Annotated in this window: 16 protein-coding genes; all 16 read left to right on the forward strand. The window is 40.9% G+C overall.

Annotated elements, in window-relative coordinates:
* Window positions 1-15: 15 nt before the first annotated feature.
* Window positions 16-1,854 (forward strand): type 1 glycerol-3-phosphate oxidase, encoded by a 1,839-nt coding sequence (gene glpO / locus EL097_RS05480; RefSeq protein ID WP_003044851.1) that lies wholly within the window; start codon window positions 16-18, stop codon window positions 1,852-1,854.
* 1 nt (window position 1,855) lies between these two features.
* Window positions 1,856-2,557, forward strand: coding sequence for an MIP/aquaporin family protein (locus tag EL097_RS05485; RefSeq protein ID WP_003044848.1), 702 nt, complete (start codon window positions 1,856-1,858; stop codon window positions 2,555-2,557).
* Window positions 2,558-2,670: 113 nt separating this feature from the next.
* Window positions 2,671-4,017 (forward strand): NAD(P)/FAD-dependent oxidoreductase, encoded by a 1,347-nt coding sequence (locus EL097_RS05490; RefSeq protein WP_003044845.1) that lies wholly within the window; start codon window positions 2,671-2,673, stop codon window positions 4,015-4,017.
* Window positions 4,007-5,518: a helix-turn-helix domain-containing protein gene (locus EL097_RS05495; RefSeq protein ID WP_003044841.1), complete on the forward strand. Its 1,512-nt coding sequence runs from the start codon at window positions 4,007-4,009 to the stop codon at window positions 5,516-5,518. Before EL097_RS05490 ends, EL097_RS05495 begins: the two co-directional genes overlap by 11 nt.
* Before the next feature lie 125 nt (window positions 5,519-5,643).
* Window positions 5,644-6,288, forward strand: coding sequence for a fructose-6-phosphate aldolase (gene fsa, locus EL097_RS05500; RefSeq protein WP_003044839.1), 645 nt, complete (start codon window positions 5,644-5,646; stop codon window positions 6,286-6,288).
* A gap of 218 nt (window positions 6,289-6,506) precedes the next feature.
* Window positions 6,507-8,492, forward strand: a complete 1,986-nt coding sequence (tkt, locus tag EL097_RS05505) for a transketolase (RefSeq protein ID WP_003044835.1) — start codon at window positions 6,507-6,509, stop codon at window positions 8,490-8,492.
* A 185-nt stretch (window positions 8,493-8,677) separates the two neighbouring features.
* The gene (locus EL097_RS05510) at window positions 8,678-8,944 is read left to right on the forward strand and encodes a bacteriocin immunity protein (protein WP_003044832.1); all 267 of its coding nucleotides are present in this window, start codon (window positions 8,678-8,680) and stop codon (window positions 8,942-8,944) included.
* Between the two features lie 33 nt (window positions 8,945-8,977).
* Window positions 8,978-9,712: an ABC transporter ATP-binding protein gene (locus EL097_RS05515; RefSeq protein ID WP_003044829.1), complete on the forward strand. Its 735-nt coding sequence runs from the start codon at window positions 8,978-8,980 to the stop codon at window positions 9,710-9,712.
* Window positions 9,713-9,716: 4 nt separating this feature from the next.
* The gene (locus EL097_RS05520; RefSeq protein ID WP_003044824.1) at window positions 9,717-11,345 is read left to right on the forward strand and encodes an ABC transporter permease; all 1,629 of its coding nucleotides are present in this window, start codon (window positions 9,717-9,719) and stop codon (window positions 11,343-11,345) included.
* A 74-nt stretch (window positions 11,346-11,419) separates the two neighbouring features.
* Window positions 11,420-12,241, forward strand: coding sequence for a glutamate 5-kinase (proB, locus tag EL097_RS05525; protein WP_039994871.1), 822 nt, complete (start codon window positions 11,420-11,422; stop codon window positions 12,239-12,241).
* Entirely contained in the window at window positions 12,234-13,484 is a 1,251-nt protein-coding gene (locus EL097_RS05530; RefSeq protein ID WP_003044816.1) for a glutamate-5-semialdehyde dehydrogenase, read from the forward strand. Before proB ends, EL097_RS05530 begins: the two co-directional genes overlap by 8 nt.
* Before the next feature lie 19 nt (window positions 13,485-13,503).
* Window positions 13,504-13,908, forward strand: coding sequence for a hypothetical protein (locus EL097_RS10595; RefSeq protein ID WP_003044813.1), 405 nt, complete (start codon window positions 13,504-13,506; stop codon window positions 13,906-13,908).
* A gap of 115 nt (window positions 13,909-14,023) precedes the next feature.
* Window positions 14,024-14,974 (forward strand): 16S rRNA (cytosine(1402)-N(4))-methyltransferase RsmH, encoded by a 951-nt coding sequence (rsmH, locus tag EL097_RS05545; RefSeq protein ID WP_301951228.1) that lies wholly within the window; start codon window positions 14,024-14,026, stop codon window positions 14,972-14,974.
* A gap of 4 nt (window positions 14,975-14,978) precedes the next feature.
* Window positions 14,979-15,302, forward strand: a complete 324-nt coding sequence (gene ftsL / locus EL097_RS05550; protein WP_003044807.1) for a cell division protein FtsL — start codon at window positions 14,979-14,981, stop codon at window positions 15,300-15,302.
* A 3-nt stretch (window positions 15,303-15,305) separates the two neighbouring features.
* Window positions 15,306-17,561 carry a penicillin-binding protein PBP2X gene (gene pbp2x, locus EL097_RS05555; RefSeq protein WP_003044805.1) on the forward strand — a complete coding sequence of 752 codons (2,256 nt, stop codon included), beginning with the start codon at window positions 15,306-15,308 and terminating at the stop codon, window positions 17,559-17,561.
* A 1-nt stretch (window position 17,562) separates the two neighbouring features.
* On the forward strand, window positions 17,563-18,573 hold the full coding sequence (gene mraY / locus EL097_RS05560) for a phospho-N-acetylmuramoyl-pentapeptide-transferase (protein WP_003044803.1): 1,011 nt from the start codon (window positions 17,563-17,565) through the stop codon (window positions 18,571-18,573).
* The last annotated feature ends 122 nt before the right edge of the window (window positions 18,574-18,695 follow it).

Here is an 18,695-nt window from a genome sequence, read left to right on the forward strand (position 1 = left end):
CTAGAGGAGGATAACATGGAATTTTCAAGAGAAACAAGACGTTTAGCTCTCCAGAAAATGCAAGAAAGAGATTTGGACTTGTTGATTATCGGAGGAGGTATTACTGGTGCTGGTGTGGCACTTCAGGCAGCAGCTAGTGGCCTTGAAACAGGTCTGATTGAGATGCAAGATTTTGCGGAAGGAACCTCCAGTCGTTCCACCAAATTAGTTCATGGTGGGCTTCGTTACTTGAAACAATTTGACGTTGAAGTGGTTTCAGATACTGTTTCGGAACGGGCTGTGGTCCAACAAATTGCGCCTCACATTCCAAAACCAGACCCTATGTTATTACCTGTTTATGACGAACCAGGCAGTACCTTTAGCATGTTCCGTTTGAAGGTCGCTATGGATTTGTATGACCTTTTAGCAGGTGTGTCCAATACGCCAGCGGCCAACAAAGTTCTGACCAAAGAAGATGTTTTAAAACGAGAACCAGATTTGAAAGAAGAAGGCTTGCTTGGTGGCGGGGTTTACCTTGATTTCCGTAATAATGACGCAAGGCTTGTTATTGAAAATATCAAACGAGCTAATCGTGATGGCGCTCTTATTGCCAGCCATGTGAAAGCAGAAGATTTCTTGTTAGATGACAAAGGTCAGATTATTGGCGTTAAGGCGCGTGATTTGCTAACAGATCAAGAAATAATGATCAAGGCTAAATTAGTCATCAATACCACAGGACCATGGAGTGATGAGATTCGTCAATTCTCTCACAAGGGGCAACCAATTCATCAAATGCGTCCGACAAAAGGAGTGCATCTGGTGGTGGACCGTCAAAAATTACCAGTATCTCAACCTGTCTACGTTGACACTGGTTTAAATGATGGCCGTATGGTTTTTGTCTTGCCACGTGAAGAAAAAACTTATTTTGGAACAACGGACACGGATTATACTGGTGATTTGCAACACCCACAAGTTACCCAAGAAGATGTAGATTATTTGTTAGGTGTTGTCAATAATCGTTTTCCAAATGCCAACTTGACTATTGATGATATTGAAAGTAGTTGGGCTGGTCTTCGTCCATTATTATCAGGTAATAGTGCTTCTGACTACAATGGTGGAAACAGTGGTAAACTCAGTGATGATAGTTTTGATCACTTGATTAATACCGTTAAAGCCTATATTAAGCACGAAGATAGCCGAGAAGCTGTTGAAAAAGCTATTAAGCAGGTTGAAACCAGCACTTCTGAAAAAGAATTGGATCCGTCCGCAGTGTCACGAGGGTCAAGTTTTGACCGTGACGAGAATGGCCTCTTCACCTTGGCAGGTGGTAAAATTACCGACTATCGCAAGATGGCGGAAGGAGCCTTGACAGTGATTATTCAAACCCTCAAAGAAGAGTTTGGCAAATCCTTCAAGCTTATCAATTCAAAAACTTATCCTGTTTCAGGTGGTGAAATCAATCCAGCCAACGTGGATTCAGAAATAGAAGCCTATGCTCAATTAGGAACTCTTAGTGGTCTTTCGATGGATGATGCTAGGTATTTGGCCAACCTTTATGGTTCTAATGCGCCAAAAGTCTTTGCCTTGACTCGTCAATTAACGGCTGCCGAAGGCTTGAGTTTAGCTGAAACCTTATCCTTGCATTATGCGATGGATTATGAAATGGCTCTTAAGCCAACCGATTATTTCTTGAGAAGAACCAATCACCTCTTGTTTATGCGAGATAGCCTAGATGTTTTGATTGACCCGGTGATTAATGAAATGGCTAAGCATTTTGAATGGTCAGATCAGGAAAGAGCTGCACAAGAAGAGGAACTTCGTCGTGTGATTGCAGAAAATGATTTGAGTGCCTTAAAAGGTCATCAGGAGGGCTAATATGGATATCTTTGGCGAATTTTTGGGAACAGCCTTATTGGTGTTATTAGGAAATGGCGTTGTGGCAGGAGTGGTCTTACCCAAAACCAAAAACCATGCGTCTGGTTGGATCGTGATTGCTACTGGATGGGGAATTGCGGTTGCCGTAGCAGCCTTTATCAGCGGGAAAATTGCTCCTGCCCATCTCAATCCAGCTGTCAGCCTTGCTTTTGCCATGAATGGAACCATTGCCTGGTCAACAGCTATTGCCTATAGCCTTGCCCAACTATTGGGAGCTATGCTTGGTTCAGTTCTGGTATTCCTTCAGTTCAGGCCACATTATCTGGCCGCTGAGAATCAGGCTGATATTTTAGGGACATTTGCGACAGGCCCTGCTATTCGAGATACCAGCTCAAATCTATTGAGTGAAATCTTTGGGACCTTTGTCCTGATGCTTGGTATTTTGGCATTTGGTTTATACAACATGCCAGCAGGGCTAGGAACCCTCTGTGTAGGTACCTTGGTTATTGGGATTGGGTTATCTTTAGGGGGAACCACAGGTTACGCCATTAACCCAGCGCGTGATTTAGGCCCTCGTCTGGTTCATGCTATTCTACCACTCAACAATAAGGGAGATTCTGATTGGTCTTATGCTTGGATACCAGTTGTAGGACCAATTATTGGAGCTACCTTAGCAGTCTTGCTCTTCCAAGTTATGTCCTAATCATCACTAAAGGGGTTGGCTATCTTAAGCCAGCTCCTTTGCTTTTTATTTCTTAGTAGAGAACAAGTGAAACGTTTTCATTTCTTAAAAACAACTGCTATAATAATACTATTATGACATTAACTACAAAGACAATACATGTTATCGGGGCTTCCTTTGCTGGTCTAGCCTTTGTTGATAAATACAAGGCCCTCAATCCAGATTCCCAAATCACTCTCATTGATAAGGAAAGCTGCCCCAATTATATTCCAAATGGTATCAACCAATTATTCAGAGGAGACATTCAAGACCTGTCTGATGCGATGTGGGGAAGGCCTTGTCTAACAGCACACCCACAACCTAATCACCGGTTTATTCAAGCAGAAGTGCTATCTATCCAGGCTGCCTCAAACACCTTGCTTCTCAAAGACAGTCAGGGACGAGTTTTTGAAGAAGGTTATGAAACGCTCGTTTGTGCTATGGGCGCTAGCCCCCAGTCTCGTTATATTGAGATCTCACAGACCAACAAAGTTTTGGTAACCAAATATTATGAAGAAAGCCAAACTAGTTTAAAACTAATTGAAGCTAGTCAAGATATTTTGGTCATTGGTGCCGGTATGATTGGCTTAGACCTTGCCTATAGCTTGTCCTTGCAAGGCAAACGGGTAACATTGATTGAAGCAGCCGATAGACCAGATTTTTACCAAACCGATGCTGAACTGATAGCCCCTGTAATAGCAGAAATGTCCACCCACCATGTCACCTTTATTAATAATAAACGTGTTAAAGCTATCCATGAGGTAGAGGGAAAAGTTTTCGCTCATACTGAGCAAGGAGATACCTTCCAAGGTGATTTGGCTATTTTAGCCATTAACTTTAGGCCAAATACACACCTTTTGCAGGGACAAGTGGCTTGTGCTCTGGATAAGACCGTTTTGGTCAACGAAAACTTACAGACCAGTCAGGCTAATATCTATGCCATTGGTGACATGGTTTCATCGCATTTTGGTATTTTGGGAATGGATTACTATACACCTTTGATTAACCAAGCGATGAAGACAGGTCAGGCTTTGGCTCTGCATTTAGCTGGCTATCTTGTTCCTCCATTACAGACGGTCAAGGTATTAGGCAGCTCTCACTTTGGCTATTATCGCGCTAGTGTTGGCTTGACAGAAGAAGAAGCAGAGCTTTATATGGATACGTGCAGTTATTTGTACCAAGATGGGGATTCCCAACCCCTCTTTTGGCTGAAATTAATAGCTAGAAAAACGGATGGGGTTTTAATAGGGGCTCAGCTCCTGTCCAAAACTAATGCTCTTCTCATCGCCAATCAATTAGGTCAGGCTCTGGCTCTGAAAGCCACAGACGGTGACCTAGCATTTCAAGATTTTCTCTTTTTACAAGGTCACAGTGATTTGGCTTATCACCTTCATGAAGCTTGTCTCAAACTATTTGAAAAGAGGCTCCGCCATGAAGATTGAAGACTTAATGGATAAGGAACGAAGGGCCCAATATGGTCTCTTGGTGACCCTTTATCATGCTAAAGAAACACTAAGAATAAAAGACCTGATGAGGTTATCAAACTTATCTAAAGTGACCCTATTAAAGTACATTGACAACCTAAATGATTTGTGCCGAGAACAAGGTCTAGCCTGTCAATTGCTCTTAGATAAAGACACCCTTAGCTTAAAAGAAACTGGCCAGTTCTTTTGGGAGGATTTGGTAGCTCTGCTTCTCAAAGAATCAGTTGCCTATCAGATATTGGCCTACATGTACTGCCATGAACACTTTAACATCACCAACTTATCTGTTGAAATGATGGTTAGTGAAGCCACTTTAAACAGGCAACTGGCTCATCTCAACCAGCTTTTATCAGAGTTTGATCTGGCGCTCTCGCAAGGCAGACAACTGGGAAGTGAGCTTCAGTGGCGTTATTTCTATTTTGAATTGTTCCGCCATACCTTGACCAGACAAGGCATAGATGTCTTGATTAACCAGCTAGATGCCTCGCATTTGGCTACCTTAATTGAGCGGCTGGTTGGTCAGTCATTATCGGCAGAAGCCTTAGAACAATTGTTGATTTGGTTGGCGATTTCGCAAGCGCGAATGTCCTTTCAAAAAGACAATAAAGCCATTTTCTTAAGGGACAGTGATTTTATGTCGTCTAACATTTTCTTTAAGCGTTTGGAAAGCATGCTTTTACATTACTTAAGACGCTATGCCCTTGAGATTGATGCTTTTGAAGCCAAGAGTCTCTTTGTTTTTTTACATGCTTACCCTCTACTTCCTATTGCCAGCATGGAGTATAGTCTGGGCTTTGGTGGTCCTATTGCTGATCACATTTCAAAAGCTTTGTGGCTTTTAAAGAAGGCCCATGTGATTGCCCATCAGACAAAGGAAGAAATCATTTATGGCTTGGGGATATTTTTTTCAAAAGCTTACTTTTTTAAAGGAGCTATCCTTAGCCAACCAAGCAATAGCCAATACCTTTATCAATTAGTAGGCGAAGACAAAAGAGCGGTTTTAAAGGTTATCATAAGGCACTTGGTGCTGCAAACGGCAGTCGTAACCAGTCAGGAAACGGATTTCAGTCAGCAGTTGAGTGATGAGATTTTGGCATTGTTGATTTTTTCCATTGAGCGTCACCATGAGCCTCTTTTAGTAGGCCTTGCCTTGGGGCAAAATAAGGTGGAGGCAGCTATTGCGGAATTGGCCATCAGACGGCAATTGGGGCATCATAGAGATTTTCAATTAATGCCCTATGATAATCAGAAAGGTTATGATTGTCTGATTACCTATCAGAATGCTTGTTTACCTAAACAAGATTTACCTTATTATCGGTTAAAACAGTACAGCTCTCCCTATGAACTCACTGCTTTAGAAGCTTTTCTCAAAGACCTTTTCCAGCAAAAAAATGCAGGAGAAGAGGAACTCTTACTCAGTCCAACAGCCAAGTCTAGTTTTGCACACAAAACTGTGTGATACTTGGTCTTTTCTAAGAGCTGTTACACTTTTATAATAATGAGGTAAGATGGTCTAAAGGTAGACAACTTGAAAACGCTTACCAAACAGACCTTGACAAAATCGAAAATTTTTGGAGGTAAGAAATGAAATTTTTCCTAGATACAGCTAACGTGGCAGCGATTAAAGCCATTAATGAACTTGGTGTTGTTGACGGTGTAACAACAAACCCAAGTATTATTTCCCGTGAAGGACGAGATTTTGAAACAGTCATCAAAGAAATTTGTGAGATTGTTGACGGACCAATTAGCGCTGAAGTAACAGGTTTAACCGCAGATGCCATGATAGAAGAAGCTAGAAACATTGCTAAATGGCATGAGAATGTCGTCGTTAAAATTCCAATGACCCCAGAAGGACTTAAAGCAACAAATATCCTTTCAAAAGAAGGGATTAAAACTAATGTGACCTTGATTTTCACAGTAAGCCAAGGTTTAATGGCAATGAAAGCAGGCGCAACTTACATTAGCCCATTTATTGGTCGTTTGGAAGATATTGGCACTGATGCCTATCAATTAATCAGTGATCTTCGTGACATCATTGATTTGTATGATTTCCAAGCTGAAATCATCGCAGCAAGTATTCGCACAACAGCCCATGTGGAAGCTGTCGCTAAATTGGGAGCACACATTGCGACCATTCCAGATCCATTGTTTGCTAAGATGACGCAACATCCATTGACAACAAATGGCTTGAAAACCTTTATGGAAGATTGGGCTTCCTTCAAAAAATAAGGCTAAAGAGTCTGTGGCCAAGGTGTCAACAGACTCTCTTACGTTAATCGTTGAAAAAGTCATCAACAAGAGCTTGTTCAATGACGGTTTTTCATGGACGTAAAGAAGAAAAGATTTAGGAACTTTAAGGGATTTTCTGAAAAAGCGTCTATTTTTGTGATACAATAGACAATAGAAAACGTTTAATTTTAGTTGTAATAAACAGAGAGGTTTTACTTATGACATTTGATGCAATTGACCAGTTGGCAGTAAATACTATCCGCACCCTATCAATGGATGCTATTCAAGCGGCAAATTCTGGACACCCAGGCCTTCCAATGGGGGCCGCACCTATGGCCTATGTTTTATGGAATCACTTCATGAACATTAATCCGAAAACAGGCCGTAATTGGTCAAATAGAGACCGTTTTATCCTATCAGCAGGTCACGGAAGTGCCATGCTTTATAGCTTACTACACTTGGCAGGATATGACTTGTCAGTTGATGATTTGAAAAATTTCCGTCAATGGGGCTCTAAAACACCGGGCCACCCTGAGGTGAACCACACAGATGGTGTTGAAGCAACCACAGGACCTCTTGGTCAAGGGATTGCGAATGCCGTTGGTATGGCGATGGCAGAAGCTCACCTAGCAGCTAAATTTAACAAACCAGACTTTGATATTGTTGACCATTACACTTTTGCTTTGAATGGTGACGGTGACCTTATGGAAGGGGTCAGTCAAGAAGCAGCAAGTTTGGCAGGGCATTTAAAACTTGGCAAATTGGTCTTGCTTTATGATTCAAATGATATTTCTCTTGACGGTCCTACTTCAATGGCCTTCACAGAAGATGTGAAAGGACGTTTTGAGGCTTACGGTTGGCAACACATTCTTGTGAAAGACGGAAATGATTTAGAGGAAATCTCAGCCGCTATTGAAGCTGCCAAAGCTGAAACTGATAAACCAACTATCATCGAAGTGAAAACTATCATTGGTTTTGGTGCAGAAAAACAAGGAACTTCAGCAGTTCACGGTGCTCCTCTTGGAGCAGAAGGCATTGCTTTTGCCAAGAAAACTTACCAATGGACTTATCAAGACTTTGAAGTACCTGCTGAAGTGACTGAGCGATTTGCCCAAGGCCTTCAAGCACGTGGTGAAAAAGCAGAGCAAGCTTGGAATGACTTATTTGCAGCTTATGAAGCAGAGTATCCTGAATTAGCAGCAGAATACAAAAAAGCTTTTGCTAACGAAGCAGCTCAAGTGGAGCTTGAGGCTCATGAACTTGGCAGTTCAATGGCTAGTCGTGTGTCAAGCCAGCAAGCTATTCAACAAATTTCAGAACAAGTAGCTTCCTTCTGGGGAGGCTCGGCAGACCTTTCAGCTTCCAACAATACTATGGTAAAAGCTGAGACAGACTTCCAGCCAGATCACTATGAAGGCCGTAACATCTGGTTTGGTGTCCGTGAATTTGCCATGGCTGCAGCCATGAATGGTATTGCCCTTCACGGAGGAACACGTGTTTACGGAGGAACCTTCTTCGTCTTCTCAAACTACCTTCTTCCAGCTGTTCGTATGGCAGCACTTCAAAGCTTACCAACTGTTTATGTCATGACTCATGATTCTATTGCAGTTGGTGAAGACGGTCCAACTCATGAACCAATTGAACAATTGGCAAGTGTTCGTTCAATGCCTAATTTGAACGTCATTCGTCCAGCTGATGGTAATGAAACAAATGCTGCTTGGAAACGTGCCATTGCTGAAACAGATCGTCCTACTATGCTTGTGTTGACCCGTCAAAACCTTCCAGTGCTTGAAGGCACAAAAGAATTGGCAGAAGATGGTCTCAACAAAGGGGCTTATATCTTGTCAGAAGCTAAGGGTGACCTTGATGGTATCTTGATTGCAACAGGTTCAGAAGTGAAACTGGCCATGGATACCCAAGCAGCTCTTGAAGCAGAAGGCATTCATGTGCGTGTGGTATCTATGCCATCACAAAACATCTTTGACGAACAGTCAGCAGAGTATAAAGAAAATATCCTACCAGCAGCTGTGACTAAACGTCTCGCTATCGAAGCAGGTTCAAGCTTTGGCTGGGCAAAATATGTTGGCCTAGCAGGAAAAACGTTGACCATTGACACTTGGGGTGCTTCAGCTCCAGGAAATCGTATCTTTGAAGAATATGGTTTCACTGTGGCAAATGCAACTGATTTATACAAATCACTCTAATTCAAGAATCCTCAAACAAGGTAAATCACAGATTTACCCTGTTTTTTTAAAAAGCAATTGTAGGCTGTTTCTTTCCGTTTAAATCAAGATTTTTTAAGAATAAGTCATTGACAAAATTGTCCAGAAAGATTATGATTTAGATATTACTTAATTGTATTAGATTAATAGTACAAAAAGGAGGTAGAATGGAAAGGAAACGAAAGTGCTTATACGATGTGATTAAGCAGGCTTATGATTATCCGGAAAACCGTGAAAATGCTGACTTGTCACGTCTATTTTTATCGGCTTCCAACAAATTAATTAAAAATAGCAATCCTCTAGTGATTGCAAACCAATTAAATCAAGATTTGGACAACTATTTACTTGTCAATGATATGTTGCTTCCAAAATCACTCTGCTACTTTAAAAAGTCATTGGAGAAATATATTTTAGACGAAGTATCATCAGTTTAGGATAGCTAAAGCGTAGAAAAGGAAAAGGATACCATGATAGAATTTAACCATGTTTCAAAACTATATGGCGATAAAGAAGCCCTTAGTGATTTAAATCTGATTATAAAAAATGGTGAGATTTTTGGTCTTATTGGCCATAATGGAGCAGGCAAAACCACGACCATTAGCATCTTAACTTCTATTATTGAGGCGAGTTATGGAGAGGTATTTGTAGATGGAAAACCCCTTGAAGAAAATCGAGAAGCTATTAAAAAACAAATTGGTTATGTGCCGGATTCTCCTGATATTTTCTTGAATTTGACTGCAAACGAATATTGGCAATTTCTGGCTAAAATTTATGGTGTGTCAGATGAGGACAGGGAAACCCGATTGGACCACCTAACAACCCTCTTTGAGTTAAAAGATGAAATTAACCAAACCATTGATAGTTTTTCACATGGGATGCGTCAAAAAGTGATTGTGATTGGTGCTTTGGTGTCAGACCCTAGTATCTGGATTCTGGATGAACCATTAACAGGTTTGGATCCTCAGGCTTCTTTTGATCTTAAGGAAATGATGAAATCCCATGCGGCATCGGGTCATACAGTCCTCTTTTCAACTCACGTGCTATCAGTCGCTGAGCAACTGTGTGATCGCATTGGAATTTTGAAAAAAGGGAAGTTAATTTTTGTGGGTACCATTGATGACTTAAAAGAACATCATCCTGAAAAAGACTTGGAGAGCATTTACCTAGAGCTTGCAGGTCGGAAGGCACAAGAAGAGGGGTGATGGTATGAATTGGTCCACTATTTGGGAACTTATAAAGATAAATATCCTCTATTCCAATCCACAAAGTTTAGCTAACCTCAAAAAACGTCAGGAAAAGCACCCGAAAGAAAATTTCAAGGCTTATAAAAGCATGATGAGACAACAAGCCTTAATGCTTGCCGTGTTTTTGGTCATTTACATTTTTATGTTTCTTGGTGTTGATTTTAGTTATTATCCAGGACTTTTTTCCTTTGACATTGCTATATTCTTTGTCATGTCAACCTTAATGGCCTTTACCTCTCTTTACACGATTTTTTATGAAAGCAATGATCTGAAATTGTATGTTCATCTGCCAGTCAAGGCAGAAGAACTCTATATTGCCAAGGTTGTTTCGTCATTGGGAATGGGTGCTATCTTTTTAATGCCCTTGGTCTCTCTCTTTTTGATTGCTTACTGGCAATTATTAGGAAATCCTTTAGCTCTCTTAGTAGCTGCCTTGATTTTTCTGGTCTTGTTAGTCAGTTCCATGGTACTTGCTATTTATCTCAATGCTTGGATTGGAAAACTGATTGTCCGAAGTCGTAGGCGTAAGTTGATTTCTACCTTAATGATGTTTGTCTCAACCTTTGGCGCCTTTGTCTTGATTGTTGCGATTAATATCAGTAACAATAAGCGTACGATGTCAGAAGGAATATTTGCTGATTACCCAACTATTCCTTATTTCAAAGGGTTCTATGATGTTGTCCAGACGCCGTTTTCTACTGAAGCTCTGCTTAACTTTTGGTTACCTCTGGTACTTATCTTAGTGATGTTATATGGTATCGTTACAAAAGTGATGCCAGCTTATTATCGCGACGCCTTTTACCTTAGTAATGAAAATAAGGCCAAACAAACTAAAAAGCCAGTGAGTCGTGTTTACAAGGAGCAAGATTTAGCACAGTTATTACGAAAACACCATTTACTGACCTTGCAAAATGCGACTTTATTAACGCAAACTTACCTCATGCCCTTGATGTATGTCATGATTTTTATCGCCCCAGTCATGTCTCGAGGGACAGACTTCTTTGGGCATTTGTCTCCAAATTTCTTTGGAGTAGCCCTACTGGTAGGTGTTACCCTAGGTAGTATGTGTACCCCGCCAACTACTTTTGTTGGTGTTGGGATTTCACTTGAAAAAGAGAACTTTACTTTTATGAAAAGCTTGCCAATCAAGCTCAAAACGTTCTTGCTTGATAAATTCCGCCTGCTGGTAGGACTGCAACTTATTATCCCTTTAATCATCTATGCCATCTTAGGGATGTTTGTCTTACATCTCCATCCTCTTTTAGTCCTCAGTTTTTGTCTAGGATTTGCTCTGTCTATGATTATTCAGGGCGAATGGATGTATCGTCGTGATTATCAGCTCCTGGATTTGAAATGGCAAGACATGACACAGCTTTTCACCAGAGGCAATGGGCAATGGTTGATGATGGGAATCATGTTTGGTCATTTAATACTGGGTGGTGCGGTGGCTGTTTTTGCGGTTATTCTTGCTACTATGACACAGCAATTACTATTGATTAACATTCTCTTGGCTTTGATTCTCTTGGTTGGATTGGGGCTGGCTCAATTCTGGATTCAAAAAACCTTCTGGAAAACCTTAGATAAGCTCTAAGAACGATGAAGGCTAAAAGCAGTCATTATCGGAAAAACAGTCCTCTAGGGCTGTTTTTATGCTATAATTTGGGTATGATGAAACGACAATTTGAAAATGTAAGACGTATTGTAATTAAAATTGGAACCAGCTCTCTTGTTTTGCCAACAGGCAAAATTAATCTGGAAAAAATCGACCAACTGGCTTTTGTGATTTCAAGCTTGATGAATAAGGGCAAGGAAGTGATTCTGGTGTCGTCGGGAGCGATGGGATTTGGACTAGACATTTTGAAAATGAAAAAACGTCCGATCAATCTTGCGAAGCAACAGGCCGTCTCTAGTGTGGGTCAGGTGGCCATGATGAGCCTTTATTCTCAAATTTTTGCCCATTACCAAACCAATGTGTCGCAAATTTTACTGACTAGGGATGTCGTTGTTTTCCCAGAAAGTCTAGCTAATGTTACCAATGCCTTTGAGAGTCTTATCAGTTTGGGCATTGTCCCGATTGTGAATGAAAACGATGCAGTCAGTGTTGATGAAATGGATCATGCTACTAAATTTGGGGATAATGACCGCCTCTCTGCTATCGTAGCGGGGATTACTAAGGCTGATTTGCTAATCATGTTGTCTGACATTGATGGCCTTTTTGATAAAAATCCTAACATTTATGAGGATGCACAGTTACGAAGCCATGTTGCTGACATTAGTCAAGAAATCATTGCGTCAGCGGGTGGTGCTGGTAGTAGATTTGGTACAGGTGGGATGCTAAGTAAGGTGCAGTCTGCCCAAATGGTGTTTGAAAACAAAGGGCAGATGGTCTTGATGAACGGGGCCAATCCCCGAGATATTTTACGAGTGCTAGAAGGGCAACCTTTAGGCACTTGGTTCAAGCAGGTAGAAGAGGTAACATATGACTGATATGAGAAGGTTAGGACAAAAAGCCAAGGCTGCTAGTATGGATCTAGCTCCTTTAGCCACCCAAGCCAAAAATCGCTTTCTAAGAACTTTAGCCAAAGCCTTGGTTGAGCAAACAGCCCTCCTTTTGGCTGAAAATCAGAAAGATTTGGCTAAGGCCAAGGAGCATGGCATTTCTGACATCATGATCGATCGTTTGCGTTTAACAGCAGAACGGATTGAAGCGATGTCCCAGGGAGTTCAACAGGTTGCTGATTTAGCTGATCCTATCGGAGAAGTGGTGAAAGGTTACACTAACCTAGATGGCCTTAAAATCCTCCAAAAGCGAGTTCCTTTAGGAGTAATTGCTATGATTTTTGAGAGTCGTCCCAATGTTTCAGTGGACGCATTTAGTCTGGCTTTCAAAACCAACAATGCTATCATTCTCAGGGGAGGAAAAGACGCCCTTCATTCTAATATGGCATTGGTTAATCTGATGCGGAGCAGTTTAGAGGCAGCAAATATCAATCCTGACGTTGTGCAATTAGTTGAGGATCCATCACATGCTGTCGCTGAAGAATTAATGCAAGCAACGGATTATGTGGATGTCTTAATCCCTAGAGGAGGTGCCAAGTTAATTCAAACGGTTAAGGAAAAAGCAAAAGTTCCTGTCATTGAAACAGGCGTGGGCAATGTGCATATTTATGTCGATGCTCAAGCTGACTTAGATATGGCTACCAAGATTGTTATCAATGCTAAAACCCAACGCCCAAGTGTCTGTAATGCAGCTGAGGGATTGGTGATTCATGAAGCTGTGGCTGAAACCTTTATTCCTATGCTTGAAAAAGCTATCAATCAGGTTCAGCCAGTAGAGTGGCGAGCAGATGATAAGGCTTTGCCGTTATTTAATCAGGCAGTTCTTGCAAAAACAGAGGATTTTGAGACAGAATTTTTAGATTATATCATGTCTGTTAAAACGGTTTCTTCTTTAGAGGAAGCTATTTCTTGGATCAATGATTACAGCAGCCACCATTCCGAAGCCATTATTACAAACGATATTAAGGCGGCAACTACCTTCCAAGATGCGATTGATGCTGCCGCTGTTTATGTCAATGCTTCCACCCGTTTTACAGATGGTTTTGTTTTTGGCTTGGGTGCTGAAATTGGGATTTCCACTCAGAAAATGCATGCCCGTGGGCCAATGGGCTTAGAAGCCTTGACCAGCACTAAATTTTATATTAATGGAGATGGGCATATTAGAGAATAAGGTACTAGGAGATTCCTTAATGACTAATGAAAGAGAAAAAGAAGAAGCAAAGGTTGCTTTAGAAGAACTTTTACATCAGATTCAGGTGATTCATTTGGAATTGGAACTTGTCCGAAATTGGGGCTATTTTGATCTTTTTGGAGATGGTATGCTGGTCAGCTGGATCAAACGTCGAAAAATGAGTAAGGTCAACCAATTATTAATAGACTTACAAGCCACTATTCAAAATTGCCAAAAAGAGCTGGCAGATGTTGATAGGTTGTTATTAACTGAGATACCAAATACTAGTTGGGATAAAACCTTAGATATTTGGCTAGATAATCCGGTGACGGACTGGCGTGTCATTAAGGAATCAAAGCATCTTTTAAAAGCAGTTGAAGATCTAGAAACAACGGCTAAATCAGCACTTGCTAAGTTGACTTAGCTGATAACGAACAAAAAGAACAAGGTTAGAGAAAAGGAAGATTCTCTCGGGAATGAAACCCTTTTCTCTTACTTTTTCATTTCTAAACCTTTTGAAGTATGGTACAATTAAAGTTATGACAAAAGAATTTCATCATGTGACCGTACTTCTTCACGAAACAGTGGACATGCTTGACATCAAGCCTAATGGGATTTATGTTGACGCAACGCTAGGTGGCTCAGGCCATTCAGCTTATTTGTTGTCCAAACTTAGCGAGCAAGGTCACCTTTACTGTTTTGACCAAGACCAAAAAGCCATCGATAATGCACAGTTTATTCTAAAACCTTATATTGACAAAGGACAAGTAACCTTTATCAAGGATAATTTTAGACATCTCAAGGCACGTTTAGAAGCTCTTGGTGTGACCGAAATTGATGGGATTCTTTACGACCTTGGTGTTTCCAGCCCGCAGTTGGACGAAAGAGAGCGAGGCTTTTCTTACAAGCAAGACGCACCTTTGGACATGCGTATGGATCGTCAGGCTCCTTTAACTGCCTACGAAGTGGTGAATACTTATTCATTCAATGATTTAGTCAAACTATTCTTCAAATATGGAGAAGATAAATGCTCTAAGCAGATTGCTCGGAAAATTGAGCAAGCAAGAGCTGTCAAACCTATTGAGACAACAACAGAATTGGCAGAATTGATCAAGGCAGCAAAGCCAGCTAAAGAATTGAAGAAAAAAGGCCACCCTGCAAAACAGATTTTTCAAGCTATTCGCATTGAAGTTAACGATGAACTTGGCGCAGCCGACGAATCTATTCAGGACGCTATGGAATTATTAGCCCTTGATGGTCGTATCTCAGTCATTACCTTCCATTCTTTAGAAGATCGCTTAACCAAGCAACTCTTTAAAGAAGCTAGCACGGTTGATGTGCCCAAAGGGTTACCTTTTATTCCTGAGGACATGAAACCTAAATTTGAACTTGTTTCACGTAAGCCGATCTTACCTAGTCAGGAAGAACTAGCTATCAATAATAGGGCACATTCGGCTAAATTACGTGTTGCCAGAAAAATCCGGAAATAAGCCTATGACAAATGAAAAAAGAACTCAGGCAGTCACAAATGCCTTACAAAAAAGAATAAGAACTTTCTCGAGAATTGAGAAAGCTTTTTATGCTACCATTATCATTACAGCTATTACAATGGCTGTGAGTATTATTTACCTCCAGAGTCGAAAATTACAGTTGCAACAAGATATTACCAGCTTAAACAGCCAAATTTCGGATAAAAAAACAGAGCTTAACAATGCCAAGCAAGAGGTTAATGAATTGTCACGGCGTGATCGTATTGTTGACATTGCAGGCAAAGCTGGTTTAAGCAACCGTAATGACAACATCAAGAAAGTCGAGTAATCTATGAGAAAATGGCAAAAATACTTTTTAGATTATGTGGTGCGTGATCGAAGAACTCCCGTCCAGAACCGCGTTCGAGTAGGGCAAAACATGATGCTCTTAACCATCTTCGTTTTCTTTATCTTCATTATCAACTTCATGATCATCATCGGAACGGATCAAAAATTCGGGGTCAGTTTGTCAGAGGGGGCAAAAAAAGTTTACCAAGAAACGGTAACAGTTCAAGCCAAACGTGGTACCATCTATGATCGAAATGGAACGGCTATTGCTGTGGACTCAACTACTTACAGCATCTATGCTATTCTTGATAAATCATTTGTTTCAGCTTCTGATGAAAAGCTCTATGTGCAGCCTTCTCAATACGATAAGGTGGCTGATATTTTAAAAGAACATCTGGGCATGAAGAAAAAGGATGTCATCAAGCAATTGAAACGTAAGGGGCTCTTCCAAGTCGCTTTTGGGCCATCAGGGTCTGGTATTTCTTATAGCACCATGTCTACTATCCAAAAAGCGATGGAAGCTGCTAAAATCAAGGGCATTGCTTTTACCGCTAGCCCTGGTCGTATGTATCCAAATGGCACCTTTGCCTCAGAATTTATCGGGCTAGCTTCGCTAACTGAAGACAAAAAGACTGGTGTCAAAAGTTTAGTAGGAAAATCAGGTCTAGAAGCCTCTTTTGATAAGATTTTATCAGGCCAAGATGGAGTCATTACCTATCAGAAAGATCGAAATGGGAATACCCTACTAGGAACTGGTAAGACCGTTAAAAAAGCTGTTGATGGTAAGGATATTTACACCACGCTTTCTGAGCCCATCCAGACTTTCTTGGAAACGCAAATGGATGCTTTTCAGGCTAAATCCAATGGTGAATTGGCCAGTGCAACATTGGTTAATGCCAAGACTGGTGAAATTTTAGCGACAACGCAGCGTCCAACTTATAATGCCGATACCTTAAAAGGATTAGAAAACAAGCATTATAAGTGGTATAGTGCGCTTCATCAAGGGAACTTTGAACCAGGATCTACCATGAAGGTCATGACATTGGCAGCGGCTATTGATGACAAGGTCTTTAACCCAACAGAAACTTTCAGTAATGCTAATGGGTTAACCATTGCAGACGCTACTATTCAAGACTGGTCTATCAACGAAGGCATTTCCACAGGACAGTATATGACTTATGCGCAAGGGTTCGCTTTCTCAAGTAACGTCGGCATGACTAAATTGGAGCAGAAGATGGGTAATGCCAAGTGGATGAACTACCTGACTAAATTCCGTTTTGGTTTTCCAACTCGCTTTGGTTTGAACGATGAAGATACCGGAATCTTTCCTTCTGACAATATTGTTACCCAGGCCATGAGTGCCTTTGGTCAAGGGATTTCCGTTACTCAGACTCAAATGCTGAGAGCTTTCACTGCTATTTCCAATGATGGTGATATGTTGGAACCTCAATTTATCAGCCAAATTTATGACCCAAACACAGCTAGCTTTAGGACAGCAGATAAAGAAGTTGTCGGGAAACCTGTTTCCAAAAAAGCTGCTAGTGAGACTAGACAATACATGGTAGGTGTCGGAACAGACCCTGAATTTGGAACCCTTTATTCCAAAACTTATGGGCCTATTATCAAGGTTGGAAACTTTCCAGTTGCTGTTAAATCAGGGACTGCTCAAATTGCCACCGAGGACGGTAGTGGTTATCAAGATGGCGGCCTGACCAACTATGTCTATTCAGTTGTAGCCATGGTTCCCGCAGATAAGCCAGACTTTTTGATGTATGTGACCATGACCAAGCCAGAACATTGGAGTAATCTCTTCTGGCAAGATGTGGTCAACCCTGTTCTAGAGGAAGCTTACTTGATGCAGGATACCTTGACAAGACCTGCTGCAGCAGATGTAGCTCACAAAGCGACTTATAAACTACCAGACTTTATTGGGAAAAGTCCTGGTGAGACCTCTAGCGAATTACGCCGTAATCTAGTGCAGCCTATTGTCCTTGGAACTGGTAGCAAGATTAAAAAAGTATCGCAAAAAACAGGAAATGAGTTGGCTGAGAATCAACAGCTTCTCATTCTTTCTGATCATTTTACTGAGTTACCAGATATGTATGGCTGGACCAAGTCCAATGTTAAAACCTTTGCCAAGTGGACCGGAATTGATGTTACCTTTAAAGGGGCAGATTCTGGTCGTGTCACTAAACAAAGTTTAGATGTTGGCAAATCCTTGAAAAAAATTAAAAAAATTACCATTACTTTAGGAGACTAACATGTTTTTAACCCTTATCGCAGGAACCATAGCCCTTATGTTAACTGCCTTTGCAATGCCTCATTTTATCAAGTTCTACCAACTAAAGAAGATTGGTGGGCAACAGATGCATGAAGACGTCAAGCAGCACTTAGCTAAGGCTGGAACACCTACAATGGGAGGAACTGTTTTTCTTCTAGTAGCAACCGGTATATCCTTTCTCTTTGGGCTCTTTTTCTTTCAAAATGGTCAGAGTTTAGGGTTGATTTCAGGGATTTTATCTGTTGTTCTTATCTACGGGATTATTGGTTTTTTGGATGACTTTCTAAAAATCTTTAAACAAATCAATGAAGGCTTAACTGCTAAACAAAAGCTCGTATTACAGTTAGTTGGCGGTTTGATTTTCTACTTTTTACATGTTAGTCCAAGCGGTATTTCTTCTATCAATGTGTTTGGCTATGAACTGCCCTTGGGGATCTTCTACCTGTTCTTTGTTTTATTTTGGGTGGTTGGTTTCTCTAACGCTGTTAATCTAACAGATGGTATTGATGGTTTAGCCTCTATCTCGGTGGTGATTAGCTTGTTGACTTATGGAGTTATTGCCTACGTTCAAGGTCAATTTGATGTCTTGTTACTGATTGGAACCATGATTGGTGCTCTGCTTGGCTTTTTCCTCTTTAATCATAAGCCTGCCAAGGTATTTATGGGAGATGTGGGGAGTTTAGCCCTTGGTGCTATGCTAGCTGCTATTTCTATTGCTCTTCGTCAGGAGTGGACTTTGCTGATGATTGGATTGGTCTATGTTCTTGAAACAAGCTCAGTCATGTTGCAAGTGTCCTATTTTAAGTACACCAAGAAAAAATATGGAGAGGGTCATCGTATTTTTAGAATGACGCCATTTCACCACCATTTAGAATTAGGCGGCTTGTCTGGTAGAGATAAGAAGTGGTCAGAGTGGCAAGTTGATGCTTTCTTGTGGACAATAGGCTCCCTTGCTAGTTTAGTTGTCTTGGCAATCTTATACTTGTTCTAAAAGTTAGTTTCAAAAAAGTCAAAACCTATTTAAGATAAGCTATGAGATAGCTAATTTTACAACTGCATTCTTAGAGATAAGAGAGTGGAGACGGCCCACAAATACTGATTTTGTGCGTGCTG

Origin of the sequence: Streptococcus canis (genome assembly GCF_900636575.1) — a bacterium.
GTDB lineage: Bacteria > Bacillota > Bacilli > Lactobacillales > Streptococcaceae > Streptococcus > Streptococcus canis.